Genomic DNA, 19576 nt, shown 5'->3' on the forward strand with positions numbered 1-19576 from the left:
GTGAGTAATGTAACTGGATGGCGCCGATTGGCGGTATTAACCCTTCTACTGGTCATAATGACCGTTACAGCTTGTAAATCGTCACCGGATGGAGATTCGGTTCAGCCGGTCGGGGACGATACTCGAACCAAGAAAGTGAGTTTAACACCGGATGCTACTCTCATAGCGCTAACGGCCGCGGATCAAGTTAAGCCTCAAATCCCAGGGCTTGATCCGGTATTGGAGAATGATTACCTTCGCCTGTATATCAGTAAGAAAACCGCGGAGATCGCCGTACTGGATAAACGAAGCGGGCAGGTGTGGCGTTCTAATCCGGACAGCTCCGGGGATAAGTTGGCATCGCCTTATCTGAAAGGAAAGCTGTCCTCTCAAATCTCCTTTGTTTATCTAACCCGCAATGGACAGAACAAGGATTATGACAGCTTTAACAACAGCGTCAAATTCAAGCAGTTTGAAATTCAAGTTACGGGAAAGGACGTAACAGTCACCTATCAATTCGGTAATCCAGAAAAGGGATTGGAGTCAGTCCCTCTTAAGGTTAGCAAGGAGAGGTTCGAAGAACGGCTGCTGAGCCGGCTGGATGATTCAGCAGATCAAGAGCAGTTGAAAATCCGTTACAAATTCAACGAAAGCCAGAATGTATATGAACGGCGGGAAATACCAAAAGCGGTGGTCAAGAAGCTGCTTGCCTTGTTCGAAAAAATGGAATACACGGAAGAGGATCTAGCCATCGACAACGGTGAAGGCGGTCAGGGAGGAGCGGAAAGTGAAACCGAGGGAGGGAATCCGAAGTTTTCGGTAGCTCTTTCTTATACACTGGATGGAGATCACCTCGTCGCTTCGGTAGATACGAATACTTTGAAGGAGGAAACGCCCCCTTACCGGGTTCATACCCTCAGTCTTCTAGAGAATTTCGGGGCTGCAGGTAAAGAGGATGAAGGGTATATTTTTTTGCCGGACGGTTCAGGCACTTTAATTCGACTCAATAGCGGCAGGAAGCTGGCGCAGCCGATTCAAATGCCGGTATATGGTGAAGACAGCGCGAAATATGTGAAGGAGAAGCTCAACAGTATTCTTCCCAACCGCCTGCCGGTATTCGGTATGAAAAAAAACGATGCCGCGTTTCTGGCCGTTATTGAGGAGGGGGACGGTCTGGCTTGGCTGTCTGCTGATATTAGTGGGAGATTGCATGAATTCAACACCGTTTCCAGTCAGTTCATCATTTTGCCCAAAGATGAGGTTCGTCTGAGTAATAACGAAATTATGCATAAAACTCCGAGAGAAACATATCGGGGTCAGCTGCGAATCCGCTATGCTTTTTTAAGTGGTGATCAGGCAAATTATGCCGGTATGGCTGGAAGCTACCGCTCTTATCTGGAGACCGCATACGGTATGAAAAAAATACAGGGTGACGGGGATACGCCGTTTTATCTGGAACTGTTCGGCAGTGTTCCCAAAATGAAAAACATGCTCGGCTTTCCATATGAATCACTAGTCCCGCTGACCAAGTTAGAGCAAGCGGAAGAGATCGTGGATGAGCTCTACGGTAATCAGATAAAGAACATCCGTGTTAATTACAAAGGCTGGTTTAACAACGGAATCAATCATAGTTTTCCTTCCGGAATTGCTATGGACTCTGTCATTGGAAGCAAGGAAGACTGGAGGCATCTTGCAGAGAAGCTGCAGCAGAACGGAGGGGGTTTTTATCCGGATACGGCATTTCAGCATGTATACCATTCGTCTGGCGGATTTAGCCCGGGTAAAGATTCGGCACAGTATATATCCCGCCGATACGCCAAAATCTACGAGTTTGACCGTGCTGCATATTTTCGCCATACCGAGCTTCTGCAGTATTACTTATTGTCTCCAAGGAAGCTCCAAGAGACCGTGGACGATTTCATGACCGATTATGCCAAATGGAATCCAGGCTCCTTGTCTCTTCGGGACCTTGGTTCCGAGCTATATTCGGACTTTCGGCGAAATGGGGAACTGACACGTGAACAATCTAAAGCCCTGATTACCTCTGAACTGGCTAAGATATATGAACGTGTGCCGGATTTAATGATGAACGGCGGCAATGCATATGCTCTTCCTTATGCCTCTCACGTACTGGGTGTACCGGAGAAGAGCAATGAATATCAGCTAGCTGGCGAGTCAGTTCCGTTTAACCAGATGGTACTGCATGGTTATGTGGAATACACGGGAAGTCCGTTCAATATGGCGGATGACCAAGACGTTCGTGTTAGTATCCTTCGCTCTGTTGAGACAGGGGCCAACGTTTATTTCAGCTGGTTCTATGGAGATCCTTCGGCTCTTAAAGATACCCGCTTCAGTTATTTGTACTCTAATCAGTATAAGCAGTGGGTTCAGGAGGCTGTCTCGGCGTATGGTGAAGTGAATGCTGTTTTGAAGAAAGTCCGGAGCCAAACCATTACCGGGCATGAAAAACTGTCTGAACGTGTATACCGGACGACGTATGAAAACGGACTGCAAGTGATTGTGAATTATCGGAAGGAAGCCGTCACCGTGGAAGGCAAGACTATTCAAGGGAATGGTTATATCGTTGAGGGGGGCTGATCATGGCGAGTAAACGTAAGATGAGCTTGGAACGAAAAAAAGCGTGGTTTGGCGTGTTGTTTATCACCCCTTGGCTGCTCGGCTTCATTTTGCTGATGGCAGTTCCGTTCATTCAATCCCTGCAGTTCAGTTTCCATAAATTGAGTCTCACCTCGGACGGATATGATCTTCAATATGTGGGTTTGGACAATTTTAAACATATTCTCTTTGTTGACGCTTGGTATGTACGCAACTTGACCGAAGCAGTTACAACGATGGCTCTAAACGTCCCGCTCATCATTTTTTTTAGTCTGTTTACGGCAACCCTACTGTCCCAAAAATTCCGGGGCAGAATGCTGGCAAGAGCAATTATATTTCTTCCGGTTGTTCTCGCTTCCGGTGTCATCGCCAAGCTGGATAACGGAAATTTTCTTGCTCAGGTGATGGGTGCTTCGTCGACCGATCTCGAGAGCAACTACTCCGGATTGAGAAGCTTAGAGCTGCGGCCGCTTCTGTTGCAAGCGGGTCTAAGCTTCGATATTGTCAATTATCTAACAGGAGCGGTTGATCGGATATATCAGATCATCAGTTCGTCGGGCGTACAGATTCTCATTTTTTTGGCTGGACTTCAGTCCGTATCCTCTTCTCTGTACGAGGCTGCCAAAATGGAGGGGGCCACCGGGTATGAGGCATTCTGGAAAATTACGTTTCCGATGATATCGCCGCTAATCCTGACAAATGTTGTATATACCATCATCGATTCCTTCTACAACAACCGGATGACGGAAATGATTCAGAGTACCGCATTCGGGGGTCTAAACTTCGGGGTAAGTGCGGCAATGTCGTGGATTTACTTCCTGGTCATATCGATCATTCTGGTGATTTCAACATATTTCATCTCGAAAAAAGTATTCTATCATGATTAGATCGGTCTATGCTCCACAAAACTAAGCTCACGCTTTTGAAGTGAGTTTTGTTCCGAAGTAATACAATGGGTCTATGCTCCACAAAACTTTTAGGAGGCTCACCCCATGAACCTCAAATCAAACATGAAAAAAATTAGCGATTCAGCTGCCGGCCCCATTCACGCAATCGGTGGCTGGTATGAGCGTTATAATCCGGTTGAGAAAGCGAAACATTGGCTCTGGGTCATTACCCGCACAGTGCTATTGCTTGGCATTTGTTTTATAATTTTGTACCCGATCTTTACCAAGGTTTCGATAGCTCTTCGCGACAAACAAGATCTGTTTGACTCCACCGTGGTGTGGATTCCGCGCAATTTGACCCTGGACAATATCAAGACGGTATTTGGGTATCTCAACTACACGGAAGCAGTTCGCAACACGTTTATTTTAAGTATGGTTACCTCGGTGCTTCAGCTCATTTCATGCGCTTTGGCGGGATATGGATTTGCCAGACTTAAATTCCGGGGAAGAGGTATTTTATTCGGTATTGTTATCTTTACGATTGTAGTACCGCCACAGACGATTATGGTTCCGACCTATTTGCACTACCGGTTTTTTGATGTGTTCGGTCTGTATCAGCTATTTACAGGAAAGCAAGGCGTTAATCTGCTAGAGAGCTTTTGGCCATTTTTCATTTCTTCGGGGCTCGCTATGGGGCTTAAAAATGGTCTGTATATTTTTATATTCCGGCAGTTTTTCCGTTCTTTACCCAAGGATTTGGAGGAGGCGTCTTATGTGGATGGTGCAGGAATTTTGAAGACCTTTGCCCGGGTCATGCTCCCCAATGCTGTGCCTGCCATTGCTACGGTGATGCTGTTCTCCTTCATTTGGCAGTGGAATGACAGCTATTTCGTCAATCTGTTTGCACCGAACTACACACTCTTGTCACGCATGCTCGATTTGCTCCCGGGTACAGTACGCCCTGAATATGTCGGCGGTGTATCTCACATGTCCCTATACTTGAATACCGGTACGCTGCTGGGCATCTTGCCGATTTTTTTCCTTTATCTTTTCGCTCAGAAGTACTTTGTAGAAAGTGTGGAACGAACTGGATTGGTAGGGTAATGCCGACTGCTTCATCAAGACAAAAACCGTCCGATGATTGAAGTGCCCCCTAATCGTTAGATACAATTAACAATTGGGGGCACTTCACGATCTGGACGGTTTTTGTTGTTTACATGATGATCAGGACGGCAGATTCACCCATTGATGGGGTGTAGCGGCTGCTTTCAGGCCGTATTCGATGATAGTAATAATGGCAATCGTCTCCGCAGGATCGACCTTTGGCTCACCACTTTCAAAAAACTGCAGCATTTGAGATATGAACGAGCCGAAATAATTAGACTCAGGCTTTACGATTTTGGCCTGCCCCGACTCATAATTCAAAGTTAGTGTAAAAGGGCACTCCCATCCAAAATGGTTAATCGTTGCTTGTCGGCGGTTACCAAATTCAATGAGCAGTGCAGGCGAATTCGCTGTCCCGATATACATCACCCGTTTGACATCACTTCCCATGAGAGACACAATCGGTTCAATCTGATGAATCGAGTAATTTTCATACTGTCCGGGTCCGACACTGCAAATGGTTTCGATTCCGATGCGTTCGGTCTCCATATATTCCGCTGCAAATCGGAGAGCTGAACTGGAATAGAGTGGGGTACCGTGCTCACTTGCAGTCTCGAACAGGGCGAGCGCCGTCTGTCTGTTGGGGGCAAATGTTTTATCAACGTAAGTTGGCTTACCTGATCGGAGCGGAAGTTGCGACAGCTCTTCATGGAATTCAGGGTGATCGGGAGAAAGAACAATCAGATAATCGCTCTCCTCGATGACTTCCTCAATGGAAGAGCGGAGCTGAATGCCCTTGTCTGCACACCACTGAGCATTGCTTCGTCCGGTTGGAGAGTCTATTTTACCGTAGGCGCATGTTACTTTCATCGTGCCGCCCGAGGCGCTCTCAATCCATTCTGGGTATTTTTCTGCATGCCATTCATCGAGGAAATAATCGATGAATCCGATTTTTTTCGTCATTTCTTCACGCTCCTAGCTGGTTAGTCGAAAGTAATCTCTTTTTGCTGCTCTGATGAATCGTAAATGGCCTGGATCATTTTTGCGGTAACGATAACGGTGTCAATGTGTGATGGCAGCTTTTCGCCTGTACGGATGCATTCCAGAAAAGCGTCGATTTCATTTTGGAAATGGTCACCGGCGTTAAATTTCGGACTGGTTTCTAGCAGGGCCCCGTTTTTTGCGCTGTACATTTTAAAGTCACCGCCGTATTGCAACCGGATTCCTGCTTTGTCCCCCAGAAAATCAATGTACATTTCTTCTTCGCCGATATTTTGTGCCCAGGCACCATTCATTGTGATGCTGGGACCTTCCGTTCGGATCACGGCTGTGACAAAATCATCGACATCGTAAGTGCCTTCGTATTTCGGAGGACCAGCCCACATGTTCATATAGGTGTAATTCTTCATATCACGGCCGAGCTTGGAATAGGTTTGAGCGGTTACCGTCTTTGGAGCTGGATCTCCTGAACAGTACATAACTACATCAAGAAAGTGTACCCCCCAATCGATCATTACACCACCGCCTGCAACGGCCTTTGTTGTGAAAGCGCCTCCAAGACCAGGGATAGAACGGTGGGCACGGAAGCTGGCATAGACGTGGTACAGCTCTCCAAGCTCGCCACTTTCGATCAGACTTTTAATAATATTAACACCTTTGTTGAAGCGATTGACCACTCCGATATTGAGGACTTTGCCCGTTTCATGCTGTACTTTTTGCATTTCCAATGCTTCGACATACGTTCGGGCAGCAGGTTTTTCACACAGCACATTTTTGCCAGCACGTAAAAAATCGATTGAGACGATAGAATGTGCATTGTTCGGCGTACAGACGGAGACAGCCTCAATTTCCGGATCGTCCAAAATGTCACGATAATCCTGTACTGCTATACCACACCCATACTCTTTCACGAAACGCTCTGCATTTTCCTTGTAGTAATCACAGAAATATTTTATTTCTGCGTTTGGGTTATTCAGGTACGCAGGAATATGTGCAGATTTGGCTATCGTTCCGCATCCGATAATGGCCACTTTCGTTTTTCCCATCTTAATCCCTCCTGTAAGGTTGGCAATGGTTCTAGTTTCTTTATATTTCTGGACAGGAAGGATCATGCCAAAAAACATGAAATTGTTTCTGGTTTATAAATTGACTATATAACTTACGTCATTTCATCCTACGCATGAAACGCGAGGATGAAAATTTCAACAAATTAGGTTATATTGATGTACAGTATCTGGCGTGTCCATGGAATTTTTACTGAACATCTAAACAAGGAGGTTGAGCGGAGTGGAAGTCAAACAGGAAGCAGGTAAAACCTTACTACACATACGAAGTCACTACAATGGTCTTACTAAAACAGAGCAAAAAGCAGCCCAATATATACTGGAGCATGCACCAGAGATCATTTATCAATCGGTGACCGATTTAGCAAGTAAAGCGGATGTAGGCGAGACAACGGTTCTTCGATTGTGCCGGAAGCTGAAGTTCCAAGGATTTCAAGATTTTAAGCTATCCTTGGCTCAGGATTTAGTTCAGCCTATGGATTATCTACATACGGAAGTTACCGAGGAGGACGACCCTTCCGCATTAACGAACAAAATTATTACAGCACATATTCAGACGTTGGAACAGACACGAGAGCTCGTAAATCCCGAAGAGCTTGGCAAGGCTATAGATGTTCTTCATCATGCGAAGCAGATTCAGTTTTTTGGTGTAGGCTCCTCTGGACTTACAGCAAAGCAGGCAGCACAAAGCTTTCTGCGTATAGGCAAACGGGGAGGCGCCAGTACTGATACTCACTTTCAGGCTATCGAGGCAGCTCTGCTCTCAGATGATTCGGTCGCTGTAGGCATTTCGATATCCGGCAGCACGAAAGATACGAATGAGAACCTGCTGCTGGCTAAAAAGGCTGGAGCGAAGGTTATCGCGATTACAAGCAATGCCCGTTCTCCAATTACGAAAATAGCCGATATTGTACTCATTATGGTTGCACGTGAAAACCCGCTTTCAAGCAGCTCCCTCGCAGCTAAAATTTCGCAGCTCTCCATTATTGATCTGCTTAATGTCGGCGTATCGCTGCGAATGAAGGATCATGCGTTGAAGTTCAAGGAGCTTACCGCGAAGGCGACTTCTGATAAGCTGTATTAAATTGTTGCAAAGGGCATTTAAAAAATTGAAGCCCATCTTGGCTTCAGCAAGTATAACGTTTAATCTCCCCTTGGTCTGGCTGTAGTATCGGCCAGACCATTCTTGTGTTCAGCAATCTACGCTACATGTATACGAGAACACACGACGATCATGACCGAGTTATGATGTAGGTGTGATGGCTTGCGTCGAACGCCCCTCTATAAGCTTCGGCTGAAAGATAGCTTTCTGCTTGGACATATCGGGTGTATCTGCATGACGCAGTAACAGTTGGATCGTATGATGTGCCATATCTGTAATAGGCTGCGAAATAGTCGTAAGCCGTGGCTGTACGATCTGGGACAGCAGCGTATCATCAAAGCCGATGATAGAGAGGTCACTCGGAACTTGCAGTCTCAACTCCTGCGCGGCTTGCAGTACACCGACAGCGAGCATGTCGTTGCAGGCAAAGATAGCACTTGGCCGTTCAGATTGCTCCAGCATTTGACGTGCCCCGGTGTAGCCATCTCGAATGGAGGAATGAACGTTTGTTATCCATTCTGAACGGTATGGTATGCCGGCTTCTTTCATCGCTTGCTGTCCACCCTGAATCCGGTGCTCGCCACTCGGACCTGCTTCGGCTACGATACCGATATGTTGATGCCCATTGTGAATAAGATGCTCGATCGCCTGATAGCCACCTTTATAATCATCTACCGTTACGGTATGTACGTCTAAGGAAGGAATATCTTTTGAGAAGAGTACGACAGGCATATCGGTTGCCAAATAGGGTTGAAGCAGTGACCAGTCCGTGAAGTGACATGCGATGATCATGCCATCGACCTGCTTGCGTTGCAAGAGAGAAAGATAATTCACACTCCGCTCGTCCTCATTGTCGGTACTGCACATTACGATGCTATAGCCCGCCGCTCGTGCTTCATCTTCTAGGGATCGTGCTGCTTCTGCGAAGAATGGGTTTGCAATATTTGACAGGAGGAGTCCAAAGGTAGATGTTTTCTTCCCTGTCAGTGCGGAAGCGACGACGCTAGGCTGATATTGCAGCTCATCCATAATGCTGAGCACATGTTCGCGTGTCTTTTGACTTATGTTACCAGTTTTGTTCACAACTTTGGATACCGTTGCGATAGAGACGCCTGCCGCTTTGGCCACATCGTAAATTGTTGGTTTCATAGCTTTCTCCTTCATACGTCATCCTTTAAATCTATTATAAGCAACAAAGGGAGAATGGACTACACCCATTCTCCCTTGTTTAATATTATAGCCTTACTGTAGATGGTTCAGATGTACTTATCGAGGGAATAACCATTCATGATCAGGATCGTTATGGAACTTCCACGTCCGAATCGGGCCTGCCATTACATTCAAATAATACGAATCGTATCCTGGAGGCGCGGATACAGGGTGATACCCTTCCGGTACCAGCACGACATTACGGTTAGGCACGACAAGCGTCTCGTTGAGCGAGCGATCATCATTGTATACCCGCTGCATGATGAACCCTTGGCCTGGATTTACTTCATGGTAATACGTTTCCTCCAAGTAGGATTCATGCGGTAAATTATCTTGGTCATGCTTATGCGGTGGGTAACTGGACCAATGTCCACCCGGTGTATATACTTCCACGACGAGCAGGCTATCAGCAGCGTTTTGCTCAGGTAAAATGTTTTGAATGTGACGTTCCATACTTCCCGAACCACGTGTCTCCACACCGACATCTTCTGGTCGGATAAGACGGGCTGGGTACGTGCCGCGCCCCGGTGCCGCGCATACTGCGAGTTCGAGATCAGTATCTGCTATGACTGTGTACTGATCGTCGTTAGGGACGTAGACAGAATACGGAGGAATGCGTTCGAACACACTCATACGTTGTCCGATAACTCCGAATTGTTCTTTTTTTGTGCTCACATTTGCTTTTCCGCTCAAGAGTACTAGGCAAACTTCCTGATCGTTCGTATTTCGCTGCAGAGTCTCGCCGGACTTCAAGGAGTATACCTCGAATCCAACGTATTTCCAGCCCGCACTCTCAGGTGTGACGCGAACAATATTTCCTTCCGCATCGCGTGTGTGCGGAGAGACGATAAGCTTAGACATAGGGATTGCCTCCTTCGCGCTGTTTATAAATATTTTCAATCTGACACAGTCACATGATTAAGCTTGACCGGAAGACCCGTAAGAAGGGATTCCTTCGCTGCTCGCGCGAGTCGTTCCGCTTGCAAACCGTCATTGCCATCGCATACGATAGGGAACTCTTCTTGAATTGAACGGAAAAAGTCTTCAATCTCCTGCACATACGCCTGAGTATAGCGCTCCAGGAAGAAATAAAGCGGCTTATCCATCATAACCCCGTCATTTGTTGAAATGACTGCAGTTGAAGGGCGATCATTTTCCGTAGAGATGCAGCCCTTGGAGCCGAATGCCTCGATACGCTGATCGTAGCCGTAAACAGCTTTACGGCTGTTCTCGATAATACCGATTGCGCCGTTCGCAAAGGTCAGCATGACGACAGCGGTATCAACATCGTTCAGCTCGCCAATTTTCGGATCGATCAAATTTGCGCCTTGTGCATATACCTCCACAACCTCACTCTGCATGACATACCGAGCCATATCGAAGTCATGAATCATCATATCCATGAACAGACCGCCGGATTTTGCTACATACTCAGCTGGAGGTGGCTCAGGATCACGCGATGTAATTCGTAAAAGATGCGGTTCGCCAATGACACCACCTTGCACGGTATCGCGAACTTTCTTGAAGTTATGGTCGAAGCGGCGATTGAATCCGACTTGCAGCATCACATTCGCATCGCGTACAGCTTGCAGTGCCAATTCCGTAGTTTCTACCGAGAAGCTCACAGGCTTTTCGCAAAATATATGTTTACCGGCACGTGCTGCTTCTTGAATGATCGTCGCATGTGTGCTCGTTGGCGAGCAGATGAATATTGCATCAATAGCAGGGTCGTTTAACAAGTCTTGATAGTTGTCAGTTACTACTGGAATATGAAGGCTGGATGCCCAAGTATTCAAACCTTGCATATTGACGTCAGATACGGAACGAACGCGTGCCATCGATGTGCGTTGAATATGTTCAGCGTGAAGTTTGCCGATTCGTCCGGCGCCAATTATACCTACTTGAAACATAATATCTCCTGCTTTCTCTGATATAGAATGATTATTTAGGGAAAGCGCTTAACTCATGCCCCCATCATACTGGACCTTTTTTTATTTTTCAAGTTGTGAATTTAATAACATAGTTAAACCGCGTTATCCCTTGTTCTAAGGCTGTTTTTTTATAAAGGTAATAAATAGGGATTGTGAAATAAAGAACTTAAAAACCTTATGAAAAAGCGTTTACATTGGGAAAAATGTATGTTTATAATGAGCCATAAGGTAAGCGCTTAACTCCAACTCATAACATTACAGCGAGACCGAACATGACAGGATTTCAGACAGATCGTTTAGTCGATCACAGCGCAATGTGTCACATGAAGGAAAGGGTATAGCTGAGAAGTAACATATACGGTATCTGACCATATGGAGGTGCGAAATGAAATGAGTACGATTCAATTTCCAGCGGAGCGACAGCTCGACTTTATCTCGCTGGGCCGACTGTGTATCGATTTAAATGCGAATGAATTCAACCGTCCGATGGAACAGACACGGACGTTCACGAAATATGTAGGAGGTTCTCCGGCTAATATCGCCATCGGTGTAGCACGACTCGGACTGAAGAGCGGGTTCATCGGCAAAATTTCGGATGATCAAATGGGAAGATTCATCAAGCAATATTTAGAGGAGCAGGGCATCGATGCGACCCAGTTAGCCGTTGATCATACAGGAGCGGTGACAGGGTTAGCGTTCACAGAGATTAAAAGCCCCGAAGATTGCAGCATTTTGATGTACCGTGACAATGTCGCAGACCTGATGCTGCGTCCTGAGGAAGTGTCCGAAGATTACATCAAGAAGGCGAAGGCACTGCTAATCTCCGGGACTGCACTAGCTGCAAGCCCATCTCGTGAAGCGGTATTTGTCGCTCTATCCTACGCCCGTAAGCACGGCGTGTTCGTGTTCTTCGACTTGGACTACCGACCGTACACGTGGAAGGATACATCAGAAACAGCGGTTTATTATAAGTTGGCGGCGCAGTACTGCGACTTTATTATCGGAACACGTGAGGAGTTCGACATGATGGAATCGTTCGATGGCCAGCAGGCAGATGACAAACGAACTGCTCAGACTTGGTTCGATCATCATGCGCAGGTTGTTATTATCAAGCATGGCGGCGCGGGATCGATTGCTTACACGAAGGAAGGGCAGTCGTTTAAGGGCGGTATTTTCAAAACGAAAGTACTTAAGACGTTCGGAGCAGGTGACTCCTACGCTTCAGCTATGATCTATGCATTGATGCAAGGACATGACGTGGCAACGGCGATGGATTATGGCAGTGCTTCCGCTGCAATTGTTATTTCACGCCACAGCTGCTCAGAAGCGATGCCAACAGCAGAAGAGCTGCGGACCTTCATGGAGACAACAGAACGTATTCAACTGTAACGAATGGTAAAGGGCCCTTATGAATCCATATATAATGTTATCTAATCCAATACGCGAAAGGGGAAACAAAAATCATGGTAGCAGAAATGACCGTTCGCAACTTTATCGGAGGAGAATGGAAATCCTCTTCATCCACTCATATTGAACCTGTATACAACCCAGCGACAGGAGAAGTGATTGCACATGTGCCGCTCTCCACAACAGAAGAAGTAAATGAGGCTGTGCAAGCTGCCGCCGAGGCGTTCAAGACATGGTCCCGCACACCTGTTCCGCGCCGCTCGCGCATTCTGTTCCGTTATCAGCAGCTCTTGGTAGAGCATTGGGACGAGCTGGCGAAGCTGATTACGCAGGAGAACGGCAAAAACTTCAAGGAAGCGTATGGTGAAGTTCAGCGCGGGATCGAGTGCGTTGAGTTCGCAGCAGGTGCGCCTACATTAATGATGGGTAAGCAGCTTCCAGATATCGCAACGAACATCGAATCTGGTATGTATCGCTATCCGATCGGTGTTGTCGGTGGTATTACTCCATTCAACTTCCCGATGATGGTGCCTTGCTGGATGTTTCCGCTTGCGATTGCTTGCGGCAACACGTTCGTGCTGAAACCTTCTGAACGCACACCGCTATTGGCGATTCGTCTCGTTGAGCTGTTCATAGAAGCAGGCTTACCTAAAGGTGTCTTGAATATTGTTCATGGTGCGCATGATGTAGTGAACGGGCTCTTGGATCATAAACTTGTAAAAGCAATTTCCTTCGTTGGCTCGCAGCCAGTAGGAGAGTATGTGTACAAGCGTGGTACGGCGAACTTGAAGCGCGTTCAAGCTTTGACTGGGGCGAAAAATCACTCCATCGTCATGGAAGATGCGGACCTGGATGTGACAACGAACCAAATCGTTAATGCGGCATTCGGCTCTGCTGGCGAACGTTGTATGGCATGCTCCGTTGTACTCGTACACGAAGCGGTGGCAGATGAACTCGTATCCCGACTAGTAAAAGCTTCTAATGACATGAACATTGGTAACGGATTAGAAGAAAACGTGTTTTTAGGTCCAGTTATTCGTGAAGCACACAAGGAACGCACATTCAGCTATATTGAGGCTGGTGTTGAAGAAGGAGCACGTCTCGTGCGCGACGGTCGTAACGATGCTCAGGCGTCTGGTGAAGGCTACTTCGTAGGCCCGACGATCTTCGATGAAGTGACGCAAGAGATGAAGATATGGAAGGATGAAATATTCGCTCCAGTGCTTTCCATCGTGCGAGTAAAGGGTCTTGATGAAGCGATTACGTGGGCGAATGAGTCCCGATTTGCGAACGGTGCTTGTCTCTTCACAGGCAGCGGTGCTTATATGCGCCAGTTCCGTGAAAATATCGATGCAGGTATGCTTGGCGTGAACGTCGGCGTTCCGGCTCCAATGGCCTTTTTCCCGTTCTCAGGATGGAAAGATTCGTTCTACGGCGACTTGCATGCAAACGGCACGGACGGAGTGGAGTTCTATACACGCAAGAAGATGGTAACGACTCGGTGGTAATCCCACACCTGTAAGCGGTGATCGAAAGGTGGTTGGTTCTAACGATGACAACGATTCGATTGACAACAGCCCAAGCGCTGGTTCGGTTCTTGAATCAACAATATATAGAGGTGGATGGACAGCAGGAGAGATTTATTAAAGGAGTCTTTACGATATTCGGGCACGGCAACGTGCTCGGTCTAGGACAGGCGCTGGAGGAGGCGCCTGGGGAGCTTGAAGTATATCAAGGCCGGAATGAGCAAGGCATGGCACATGCTGCTGTTGCTTTTGCGAAGCAGAAGCGTCGCAGACAAATCTGCGCTTGCACCTCGTCTGTCGGGCCAGGTGCAGCGAACATGATAACTGCTGCCGCAACGGCTACAGCGAATCAGATCCCAGTGCTGCTACTGCCGGGTGACACATTTGCTTCCCGTCAGCCAGATCCGGTGCTTCAGCAGATCGAGCAGACGTATGATATGACGATCTCGACGAACGATGCATTTCGCCCAGTAAGTAAGTACTGGGATCGCATAACTCGTCCTGAGCAGTTGATGTCAGCAATGATTCAAGCGATGCGCGTGCTGACGGACCTAACGGACACCGGAGCAGTTACGATCGCACTTCCGCAGGATGTGCAGGCGGAAGCGTACGATTATCCGCTGTCCTTCTTCCAGCGGCGAGTACATCGCATCGAGCGCCGTCCTGCGAGCGAAGAGGCGCTCAAGGCGGCAGAAGATCTTATCCGCGAGAGACGGAAGCCGATTCTCGTGTGTGGCGGAGGTGTCCGCTACTCCGAGGCAGGAGAAGCCTTGATGGCGTTCGCGGAATCGTTCCGCATCCCGATCGTCGAGACGCAGGCTGGAAAAAGCGCGATCCCTGCATCCCATCCGTGGAATGTAGGCGGGATTGGGGTTACGGGTAATGAAGCGGCTAACAAGCTAGCACGCGAAGCCGATCTTATTATCGGTGTCGGCACACGGTTCACTGACTTCACTACGGGTTCGAAGGAATTGTTCGGGCACCCTGACAAGGCGGTGTTGACGATCAATGCCTCGTCATTCCATGCTGGTAAGCTTGATGCGGTCAGTGTCGTAGCGGATGCCCGCACCGCACTTCTCACTTTGCATGAGCGCCTTGTACAGGTTGGCTATAAGTCGACCTACAAGACTGAGGTTGAAGCTGCGAAGAAATCGTGGACGGCAGAGTGGAATAGGCTGGCACAGATCGAATATGACACAAGCAACTTCAAGCCAGAGATTGAAGGTCATATCAATGAGGCCTTGCCGGAATATGCGCAGGTACTGAACAGCCATCTGACGCAGACGCAGGTGCTAGGAGCATTGAATGATCTACTTGGTGAAGAGGCGGTCATCGTTGGTGCAGCAGGCAGTCTGCCGGGAGATCTGCAACGGATGTGGAAGTCGGAGAAACCGAACACGTATCACATGGAATATGGTTATTCCTGTATGGGCTATGAAATCTCTGGAGCTCTCGGTGTAAAGATCGCGGAGCCCGAGCGGGAAGTGTACGCATTTTGCGGGGATGGCAGCTATATGATGTTGCATTCCGAGCTGGTCACAAGCTTGCAGGAAAGGCAAAAAGTGAACGTACTGCTCTTTGACAACATCGGCTTCGGCTGTATTAATAACTTGCAGATGGGTCATGGCATGGGGAGCTTCGGTACAGAGTTCCGAGCACGCAACCTGATGACAGGTAAGCTCGACGGGGAGCTGCTGCTGATCGACTTTGCCAAAAGCGCTGCTGGATATGGTGTCGCAACTCGTACCGTACTTACGATTGACGAGCTCGCTGAAGCGATTGAGTGGGCGAAAGAACAGACGTCATCAACGCTCTTGGACATTAAGGTACTACCAAAGACAATGACAGATGGTTATGGAGCTTGGTGGAACGTAGGCGTTGCTCAAGTGTCAGATCAGGCAGGAATTAAGGAAGCGCTGGCGGATCGAGAGCATCATCTGAAACAGGCAAAACCTTACTAAAGGAACACAGATACTTGGGGAACCGGTAATCAGTTCGGTGTATAGTGGCAGAAGGTAGGGTGGTCGAGCTTTTACATGATCAAGAGGCGATCACCTTACCCCTCTGCTTCACCTTCAAAGGGATTAAAATAATAGTCACTTAAGCTGGGAGGAATGGATATGTTTGCAGCAGGTACCGTAAAGCTTGGAATTGCCCCGATCGGTTGGACAAATGATGACATGCCTGAATTGGGCGGCGGCAATACGTTTGAGCAGTGTGTTAGTGAGATGGCTCTGGCGGGGTTCACAGGCACGGAGATCGGTAATAAGTACCCCAGAAATGTAAGCGCTTTACATAAGGCGTTACACTTGAGAAACTTAGAAGTGGCAAGTGCGTGGTTCAGCGCACACCTGACCGTTCAGGACTATAAAGAGACAGAAAGAATGTTCATTGAACATCGTGATTTCCTGCATGCAATGGGTGCAAAGGTGATCGTAGTTTCGGAGCAAGGTCACAGCATTCAGGGTCAAATGGAGACGCCATTGTTCGCGAACAAGCCTGTATTTACAGATGAACAATGGAATCATCTCGTAGAAGGGTTGCATGGACTCGGAGAATTGGCTCGGATGAAGGGGATGCATCTCGTCTACCACCATCATATGGGGACAGGCGTACAGACGACGGAAGAGATCGACCGTCTCATGGAAAGTACGGACCCAGCACTTGTGTCCTTGCTGTATGATACCGGTCATCTCGTGTTCTCGGGCGAGAACCACTTGGATGTGCTGAAGCGTCACATGAGTCGAATTAAACATGTGCATTTGAAAGATGTGCGGGCAGACGTAGCGCATCAAGTTCGTACGGAGCAGATGAGCTTTTTGCAAGCAGTGAAGTCCGGTGTGTTTACAGTTCCGGGAGATGGCTGCATCGACTTCACACCTGTATTCGAGGAATTATCAGGCGCTTCATATAAAGGATGGATGCTCGTAGAGGCAGAACAGGATCCGGCGAAGGCGAATCCGTTGGAATATGCGATAAAGGCGAGAGGTTATATTCGGGAGAAAGCAGGCGTATAGGCGAGGAAAAAGGAGTGGGAGCATGCAATTAAACGGCAACAGGCGCATATCGGTTGGCTTAGTCGGCTTAGGCCGATTAGGAAGACAGCATGCAGAGAATTTGGCATTCCGGATACCGCACTGCACATTGACAGCCGTATGCAGTGTGAAGGAGGAGGAAGTGGAAGCTGCTAAGCGTGATCTTGGTGTTCCGTACGGATATACAGATTACGAAGAAATGTTGCGCAATAATGAGCTTGATGCGATCTTTATCGCCTCTCCATCTGGATTTCACTGCAAGCAGATTGAGCAAGCTTTGGCAGCGGGATTCCACGTCTTCTCCGAGAAGCCGCTCGGGTTGTATATGGGAGAAGCGCTGCGTGTACAGGAAGCTGTACTGCGTTATCCTGATCAAGTATTTATGCTTGGATTCATGAGACGTTATGACCGCTCTTACGTTTATGCCAAGCAGCAGATTGAAGCGGGAGCGATTGGCGAGCCTGTGCTTGTCCGCTGTTATGGACTCGATCCTGCTCAGGCGATGCCTAGCTTCCTACAGTTCGCTAAGAGCAACTACAGTGGTGGATTGTTCCTCGACATGGCGATTCATGATCTCGATTTAGCACGTTGGTATCTTGGCGCTGAAGCGGAAACAGTATGGGCAATTGGCGGTTCACATCGTTATCCAGAGCTTGAACAGCTGCAGGATGCAGAGACAGGAGCGGCTCTCGTGCAGTTCGAGGGTAAGAAGATGGGGATATTCGTGGCAGGTCGGAACTGTGCCCATGGTTATCATATCGAGACAGAAATTATCGGGACACATGGCTCTTTGCGTATCGGTACGATACCAGAGAAGAATCAAGTTGCGCTAATGGATGAGCGCGGAGTCGTACGCGAATGTGCGAGCGGGTTCCTGGAGAGGTTCGAACAGGCATATGTGGATGAAGTGATTGAATTCATTCGCTGTATCCGTGAAGATCGGAAGCCGGAAGTAACGGTGGCAGATGGTGTTCAGTCGACGATTTTAGGATATGCGTGCAAGCAATCGATCGAGACGGGCCAGCTGGTCGCTGTGCAGTCTGTCGTTAGAAAATAGATACAGAATCGCAAGTTGCAAGCAGAAAGGCTACTATCGTTACTCGATGAGTGGAAGGGGAATAAAGGCATGCTGTACATCACGGTCATTACCTTTTTACTGTATACGTGCTTCATAGCGTGGTATTCGTGGCATAAGACGAAAGCGGTAGATTTGAACAGTTCAGATGGTTATTTCTTAGGCGGACGCAGTTTGACGGGGATCGTCATTGCAGGCTCCCTACTCCTGACAAACTTATCCACCGAGCAAATGGTGGGTTTGAATGGACAGAGCTATGGCTCATCCATGGTCGTTATGGCGTGGGAGGTTACTTCGCCAATCGCGTTAATTTTCATGGCGTTTGTCTTCCTGCCCCGTTATTTGAAAGCAGGTATTACAACGATTCCAGACTTCCTGGAGCAGCGCTATGACATGCGTACACGTCAAATTATTTCGATCTTATTCTTGCTAGGTTATGCGATGGCGTATCTTCCAACAGTTCTTTACTCAGGTGCGCTTGTGTTAGATACGATTTTTAACTTGTCCTCTATTTTTGGCTTCGGTGACTTTGGAATGGTACTCGTCGTTTCATTGGTGATTGGTATTGTCGGTATCCTGTATGTTGTTCTCGGTGGTCTACGGGCCTGTGCCTTGTCAGATACGTTGAATGGGGTAGGTCTTATTGTAGGCGGACTGTTAATTACGGTTCTTGGTCTTGTTGCACTAGGGGGAGGGGACCTTGTCGATGGTGTCAACACATTGCTGCAAAAGGAACCTGAAAAGCTGAATTCTATCGGTGACAGCAGTTCACCTGTTCCATTCGTTACGATTTTCTTCGGTCTACTATTCAACAACTTGTTCTACTGGTGTACAAATCAGGCGATCGTGCAGCGTACATTAGGTGCGAAGAACTTGAAGGAAGGCCAGAAGGGCGTTCTGTATGCAGGTATGTTCAAAATAATTGGACCTTTCTATCTTGTTATTCCAGGTATCATTGCGTATCACTTGTTCAATAACTCATTATCAAATGCGGATATGGCGTATCCTTCGCTCGTTATCGAAGTATTGCCAACATTGTTATCCGGATTCTTCGCGGCTGTATTGTTCGGTGCAATCCTAAGCTCCTTCAACGGAGCGTTGAACAGCTCTTTGACGTTGTTTACGTTGGATATTTACAAGCCGATGTTCAAACCGCAAGCAACAGAAAAGCAATTGGTGAAAGCTGGCCGTATATTTGCTATCGTGCTCGGCCTCGTATCGGTAGCAATATCACCGCTTATTCTATTCGCACCATCAGGCTTGTACTATTATTTGCAAGAAATGTTCGGATTCTATAATGTGCCGATTATCGCGGCGGTTGTGGTCGGATTCTTTACGAAGCGAGTACCGGCGATTGCACCGAAAATTGCGCTGTGTGCGCACATTGTACTCTATGCGTTGTCCAAGTTCTTCTTAGGTGAGATTAACTTTTTGTATATTTTAAGTGTGCTGTTCCCTGTGTGTGTGCTTGTTATGCTTATTGTCGGCAAGTTTGCGCCGCGAGATGAAGATTTCGAACTGTACAACTCAGGCAAGGTAGACTTGACACCATGGAAACATGCGAGAGTATTTACGGTTGTCATGGTCATATTGATGATCGCAATGTATGTGCTGTTCTCCCCGCTTGGTATTGCGGCTTGAG

The 19576-nt window shown here is 47.7% G+C and carries 15 protein-coding genes; 10 read left to right on the forward strand and 5 right to left on the reverse strand.

The window, feature by feature from the left end:
- From AC2TF5_RS08960 to AC2TF5_RS08970, 3 genes are all read left to right on the forward strand, one after another.
- Entirely contained in the window at positions 1-2577 is a 2577-nt protein-coding gene (locus tag AC2TF5_RS08960; RefSeq protein ID WP_491301825.1) for a DUF5696 domain-containing protein, read from the forward strand.
- A gap of 2 nt (positions 2578-2579) precedes the next feature.
- Positions 2580-3482, forward strand: coding sequence for a carbohydrate ABC transporter permease (locus AC2TF5_RS08965; protein WP_491301826.1), 903 nt, complete (start codon positions 2580-2582; stop codon positions 3480-3482).
- A 105-nt stretch (positions 3483-3587) separates the two neighbouring features.
- A complete protein-coding gene (locus tag AC2TF5_RS08970) occupies positions 3588-4586 on the forward strand; it encodes a carbohydrate ABC transporter permease (RefSeq protein WP_491301827.1) in 999 nt (332 codons plus the stop codon).
- A gap of 120 nt (positions 4587-4706) precedes the next feature.
- Here the strand turns inward: AC2TF5_RS08970 and AC2TF5_RS08975 are convergent, their stop codons facing one another.
- Together AC2TF5_RS08975 and AC2TF5_RS08980 are read right to left on the reverse strand one after the other, a co-directional pair.
- A complete protein-coding gene (locus tag AC2TF5_RS08975) occupies positions 4707-5549 on the reverse strand; it encodes a Gfo/Idh/MocA family oxidoreductase (RefSeq protein WP_491301828.1) in 843 nt (280 codons plus the stop codon).
- A gap of 20 nt (positions 5550-5569) precedes the next feature.
- On the reverse strand, positions 5570-6631 hold the full coding sequence (locus AC2TF5_RS08980; RefSeq protein WP_491301829.1) for a Gfo/Idh/MocA family protein: 1062 nt from the start codon (positions 6629-6631) through the stop codon (positions 5570-5572).
- 241 nt (positions 6632-6872) lie between these two features.
- On the opposite strand from AC2TF5_RS08980, the gene AC2TF5_RS08985 reads away from it, so the two are divergent.
- Positions 6873-7733 (forward strand): MurR/RpiR family transcriptional regulator, encoded by an 861-nt coding sequence (locus AC2TF5_RS08985; RefSeq protein ID WP_491301830.1) that lies wholly within the window; start codon positions 6873-6875, stop codon positions 7731-7733.
- Positions 7734-7892: 159 nt separating this feature from the next.
- On the opposite strand, the gene AC2TF5_RS08990 is transcribed toward AC2TF5_RS08985, so the two are convergent.
- From AC2TF5_RS08990 to iolG, 3 genes are all read right to left on the reverse strand, one after another.
- Positions 7893-8900: a LacI family DNA-binding transcriptional regulator gene (locus tag AC2TF5_RS08990; protein ID WP_491301831.1), complete on the reverse strand. Its 1008-nt coding sequence runs from the start codon at positions 8898-8900 to the stop codon at positions 7893-7895.
- A gap of 117 nt (positions 8901-9017) precedes the next feature.
- Entirely contained in the window at positions 9018-9821 is an 804-nt protein-coding gene (gene iolB / locus AC2TF5_RS08995; protein WP_491301832.1) for a 5-deoxy-glucuronate isomerase, read from the reverse strand.
- A gap of 35 nt (positions 9822-9856) precedes the next feature.
- Positions 9857-10870: an inositol 2-dehydrogenase gene (gene iolG, locus AC2TF5_RS09000; protein ID WP_491301833.1), complete on the reverse strand. Its 1014-nt coding sequence runs from the start codon at positions 10868-10870 to the stop codon at positions 9857-9859.
- A 411-nt stretch (positions 10871-11281) separates the two neighbouring features.
- On the opposite strand from iolG, the gene iolC reads away from it, so the two are divergent.
- The 6 genes from iolC to AC2TF5_RS09030 all read left to right on the forward strand — a co-directional run bounded on the left by iolC (position 11282) and on the right by AC2TF5_RS09030 (position 19575).
- Complete coding sequence (gene iolC, locus AC2TF5_RS09005; RefSeq protein ID WP_491301834.1) at positions 11282-12280, forward strand: 5-dehydro-2-deoxygluconokinase; 999 nt, start codon at positions 11282-11284, stop codon at positions 12278-12280.
- Between the two features lie 74 nt (positions 12281-12354).
- Complete coding sequence (locus tag AC2TF5_RS09010) at positions 12355-13806, forward strand: CoA-acylating methylmalonate-semialdehyde dehydrogenase (protein ID WP_491301835.1); 1452 nt, start codon at positions 12355-12357, stop codon at positions 13804-13806.
- A 44-nt stretch (positions 13807-13850) separates the two neighbouring features.
- Positions 13851-15785, forward strand: a complete 1935-nt coding sequence (gene iolD / locus AC2TF5_RS09015; protein ID WP_491301836.1) for a 3D-(3,5/4)-trihydroxycyclohexane-1,2-dione acylhydrolase (decyclizing) — start codon at positions 13851-13853, stop codon at positions 15783-15785.
- Between the two features lie 159 nt (positions 15786-15944).
- Positions 15945-16841: a myo-inosose-2 dehydratase gene (gene iolE, locus AC2TF5_RS09020; RefSeq protein ID WP_491301837.1), complete on the forward strand. Its 897-nt coding sequence runs from the start codon at positions 15945-15947 to the stop codon at positions 16839-16841.
- Positions 16842-16863: 22 nt separating this feature from the next.
- On the forward strand, positions 16864-17916 hold the full coding sequence (locus AC2TF5_RS09025) for a Gfo/Idh/MocA family protein (RefSeq protein WP_491301838.1): 1053 nt from the start codon (positions 16864-16866) through the stop codon (positions 17914-17916).
- Positions 17917-17985: 69 nt separating this feature from the next.
- Positions 17986-19575 (forward strand): solute:sodium symporter family transporter, encoded by a 1590-nt coding sequence (locus AC2TF5_RS09030; RefSeq protein WP_491301839.1) that lies wholly within the window; start codon positions 17986-17988, stop codon positions 19573-19575.
- The last annotated feature ends 1 nt before the right edge of the window (position 19576 follow it).

The organism is Paenibacillus sp. JNUCC 34, from assembly GCF_058269055.1.

Bases quoted from the DNA above. Each gene is read 5' to 3' on its own strand.
- AC2TF5_RS08965 (WP_491301826.1), top strand. From the start codon at position 2,580: ATGGCGAGTAAACGTAAGATGAGCTTGGAACGAAAAAAAGCGTGGTTT.
- AC2TF5_RS08970 (WP_491301827.1), top strand. From the start codon at position 3,588: ATGAACCTCAAATCAAACATGAAAAAAATTAGCGATTCAGCTGCCGGC.
- AC2TF5_RS08975 (WP_491301828.1), bottom strand. From the start codon at position 5,549: ATGACGAAAAAAATCGGATTCATCGATTATTTCCTCGATGAATGGCAT.
- AC2TF5_RS08980 (WP_491301829.1), bottom strand. From the start codon at position 6,631: ATGGGAAAAACGAAAGTGGCCATTATCGGATGCGGAACGATAGCCAAA.
- AC2TF5_RS08990 (WP_491301831.1), bottom strand. From the start codon at position 8,900: ATGAAACCAACAATTTACGATGTGGCCAAAGCGGCAGGCGTCTCTATC.
- iolB (WP_491301832.1), bottom strand. From the start codon at position 9,821: ATGTCTAAGCTTATCGTCTCTCCGCACACACGCGATGCGGAAGGAAAT.
- iolG (WP_491301833.1), bottom strand. From the start codon at position 10,870: ATGTTTCAAGTAGGTATAATTGGCGCCGGACGAATCGGCAAACTTCAC.
- iolC (WP_491301834.1), top strand. From the start codon at position 11,282: ATGAGTACGATTCAATTTCCAGCGGAGCGACAGCTCGACTTTATCTCG.
- AC2TF5_RS09010 (WP_491301835.1), top strand. From the start codon at position 12,355: ATGGTAGCAGAAATGACCGTTCGCAACTTTATCGGAGGAGAATGGAAA.
- iolD (WP_491301836.1), top strand. From the start codon at position 13,851: ATGACAACGATTCGATTGACAACAGCCCAAGCGCTGGTTCGGTTCTTG.
- iolE (WP_491301837.1), top strand. From the start codon at position 15,945: ATGTTTGCAGCAGGTACCGTAAAGCTTGGAATTGCCCCGATCGGTTGG.
- AC2TF5_RS09025 (WP_491301838.1), top strand. From the start codon at position 16,864: ATGCAATTAAACGGCAACAGGCGCATATCGGTTGGCTTAGTCGGCTTA.
- AC2TF5_RS09030 (WP_491301839.1), top strand. From the start codon at position 17,986: ATGCTGTACATCACGGTCATTACCTTTTTACTGTATACGTGCTTCATA.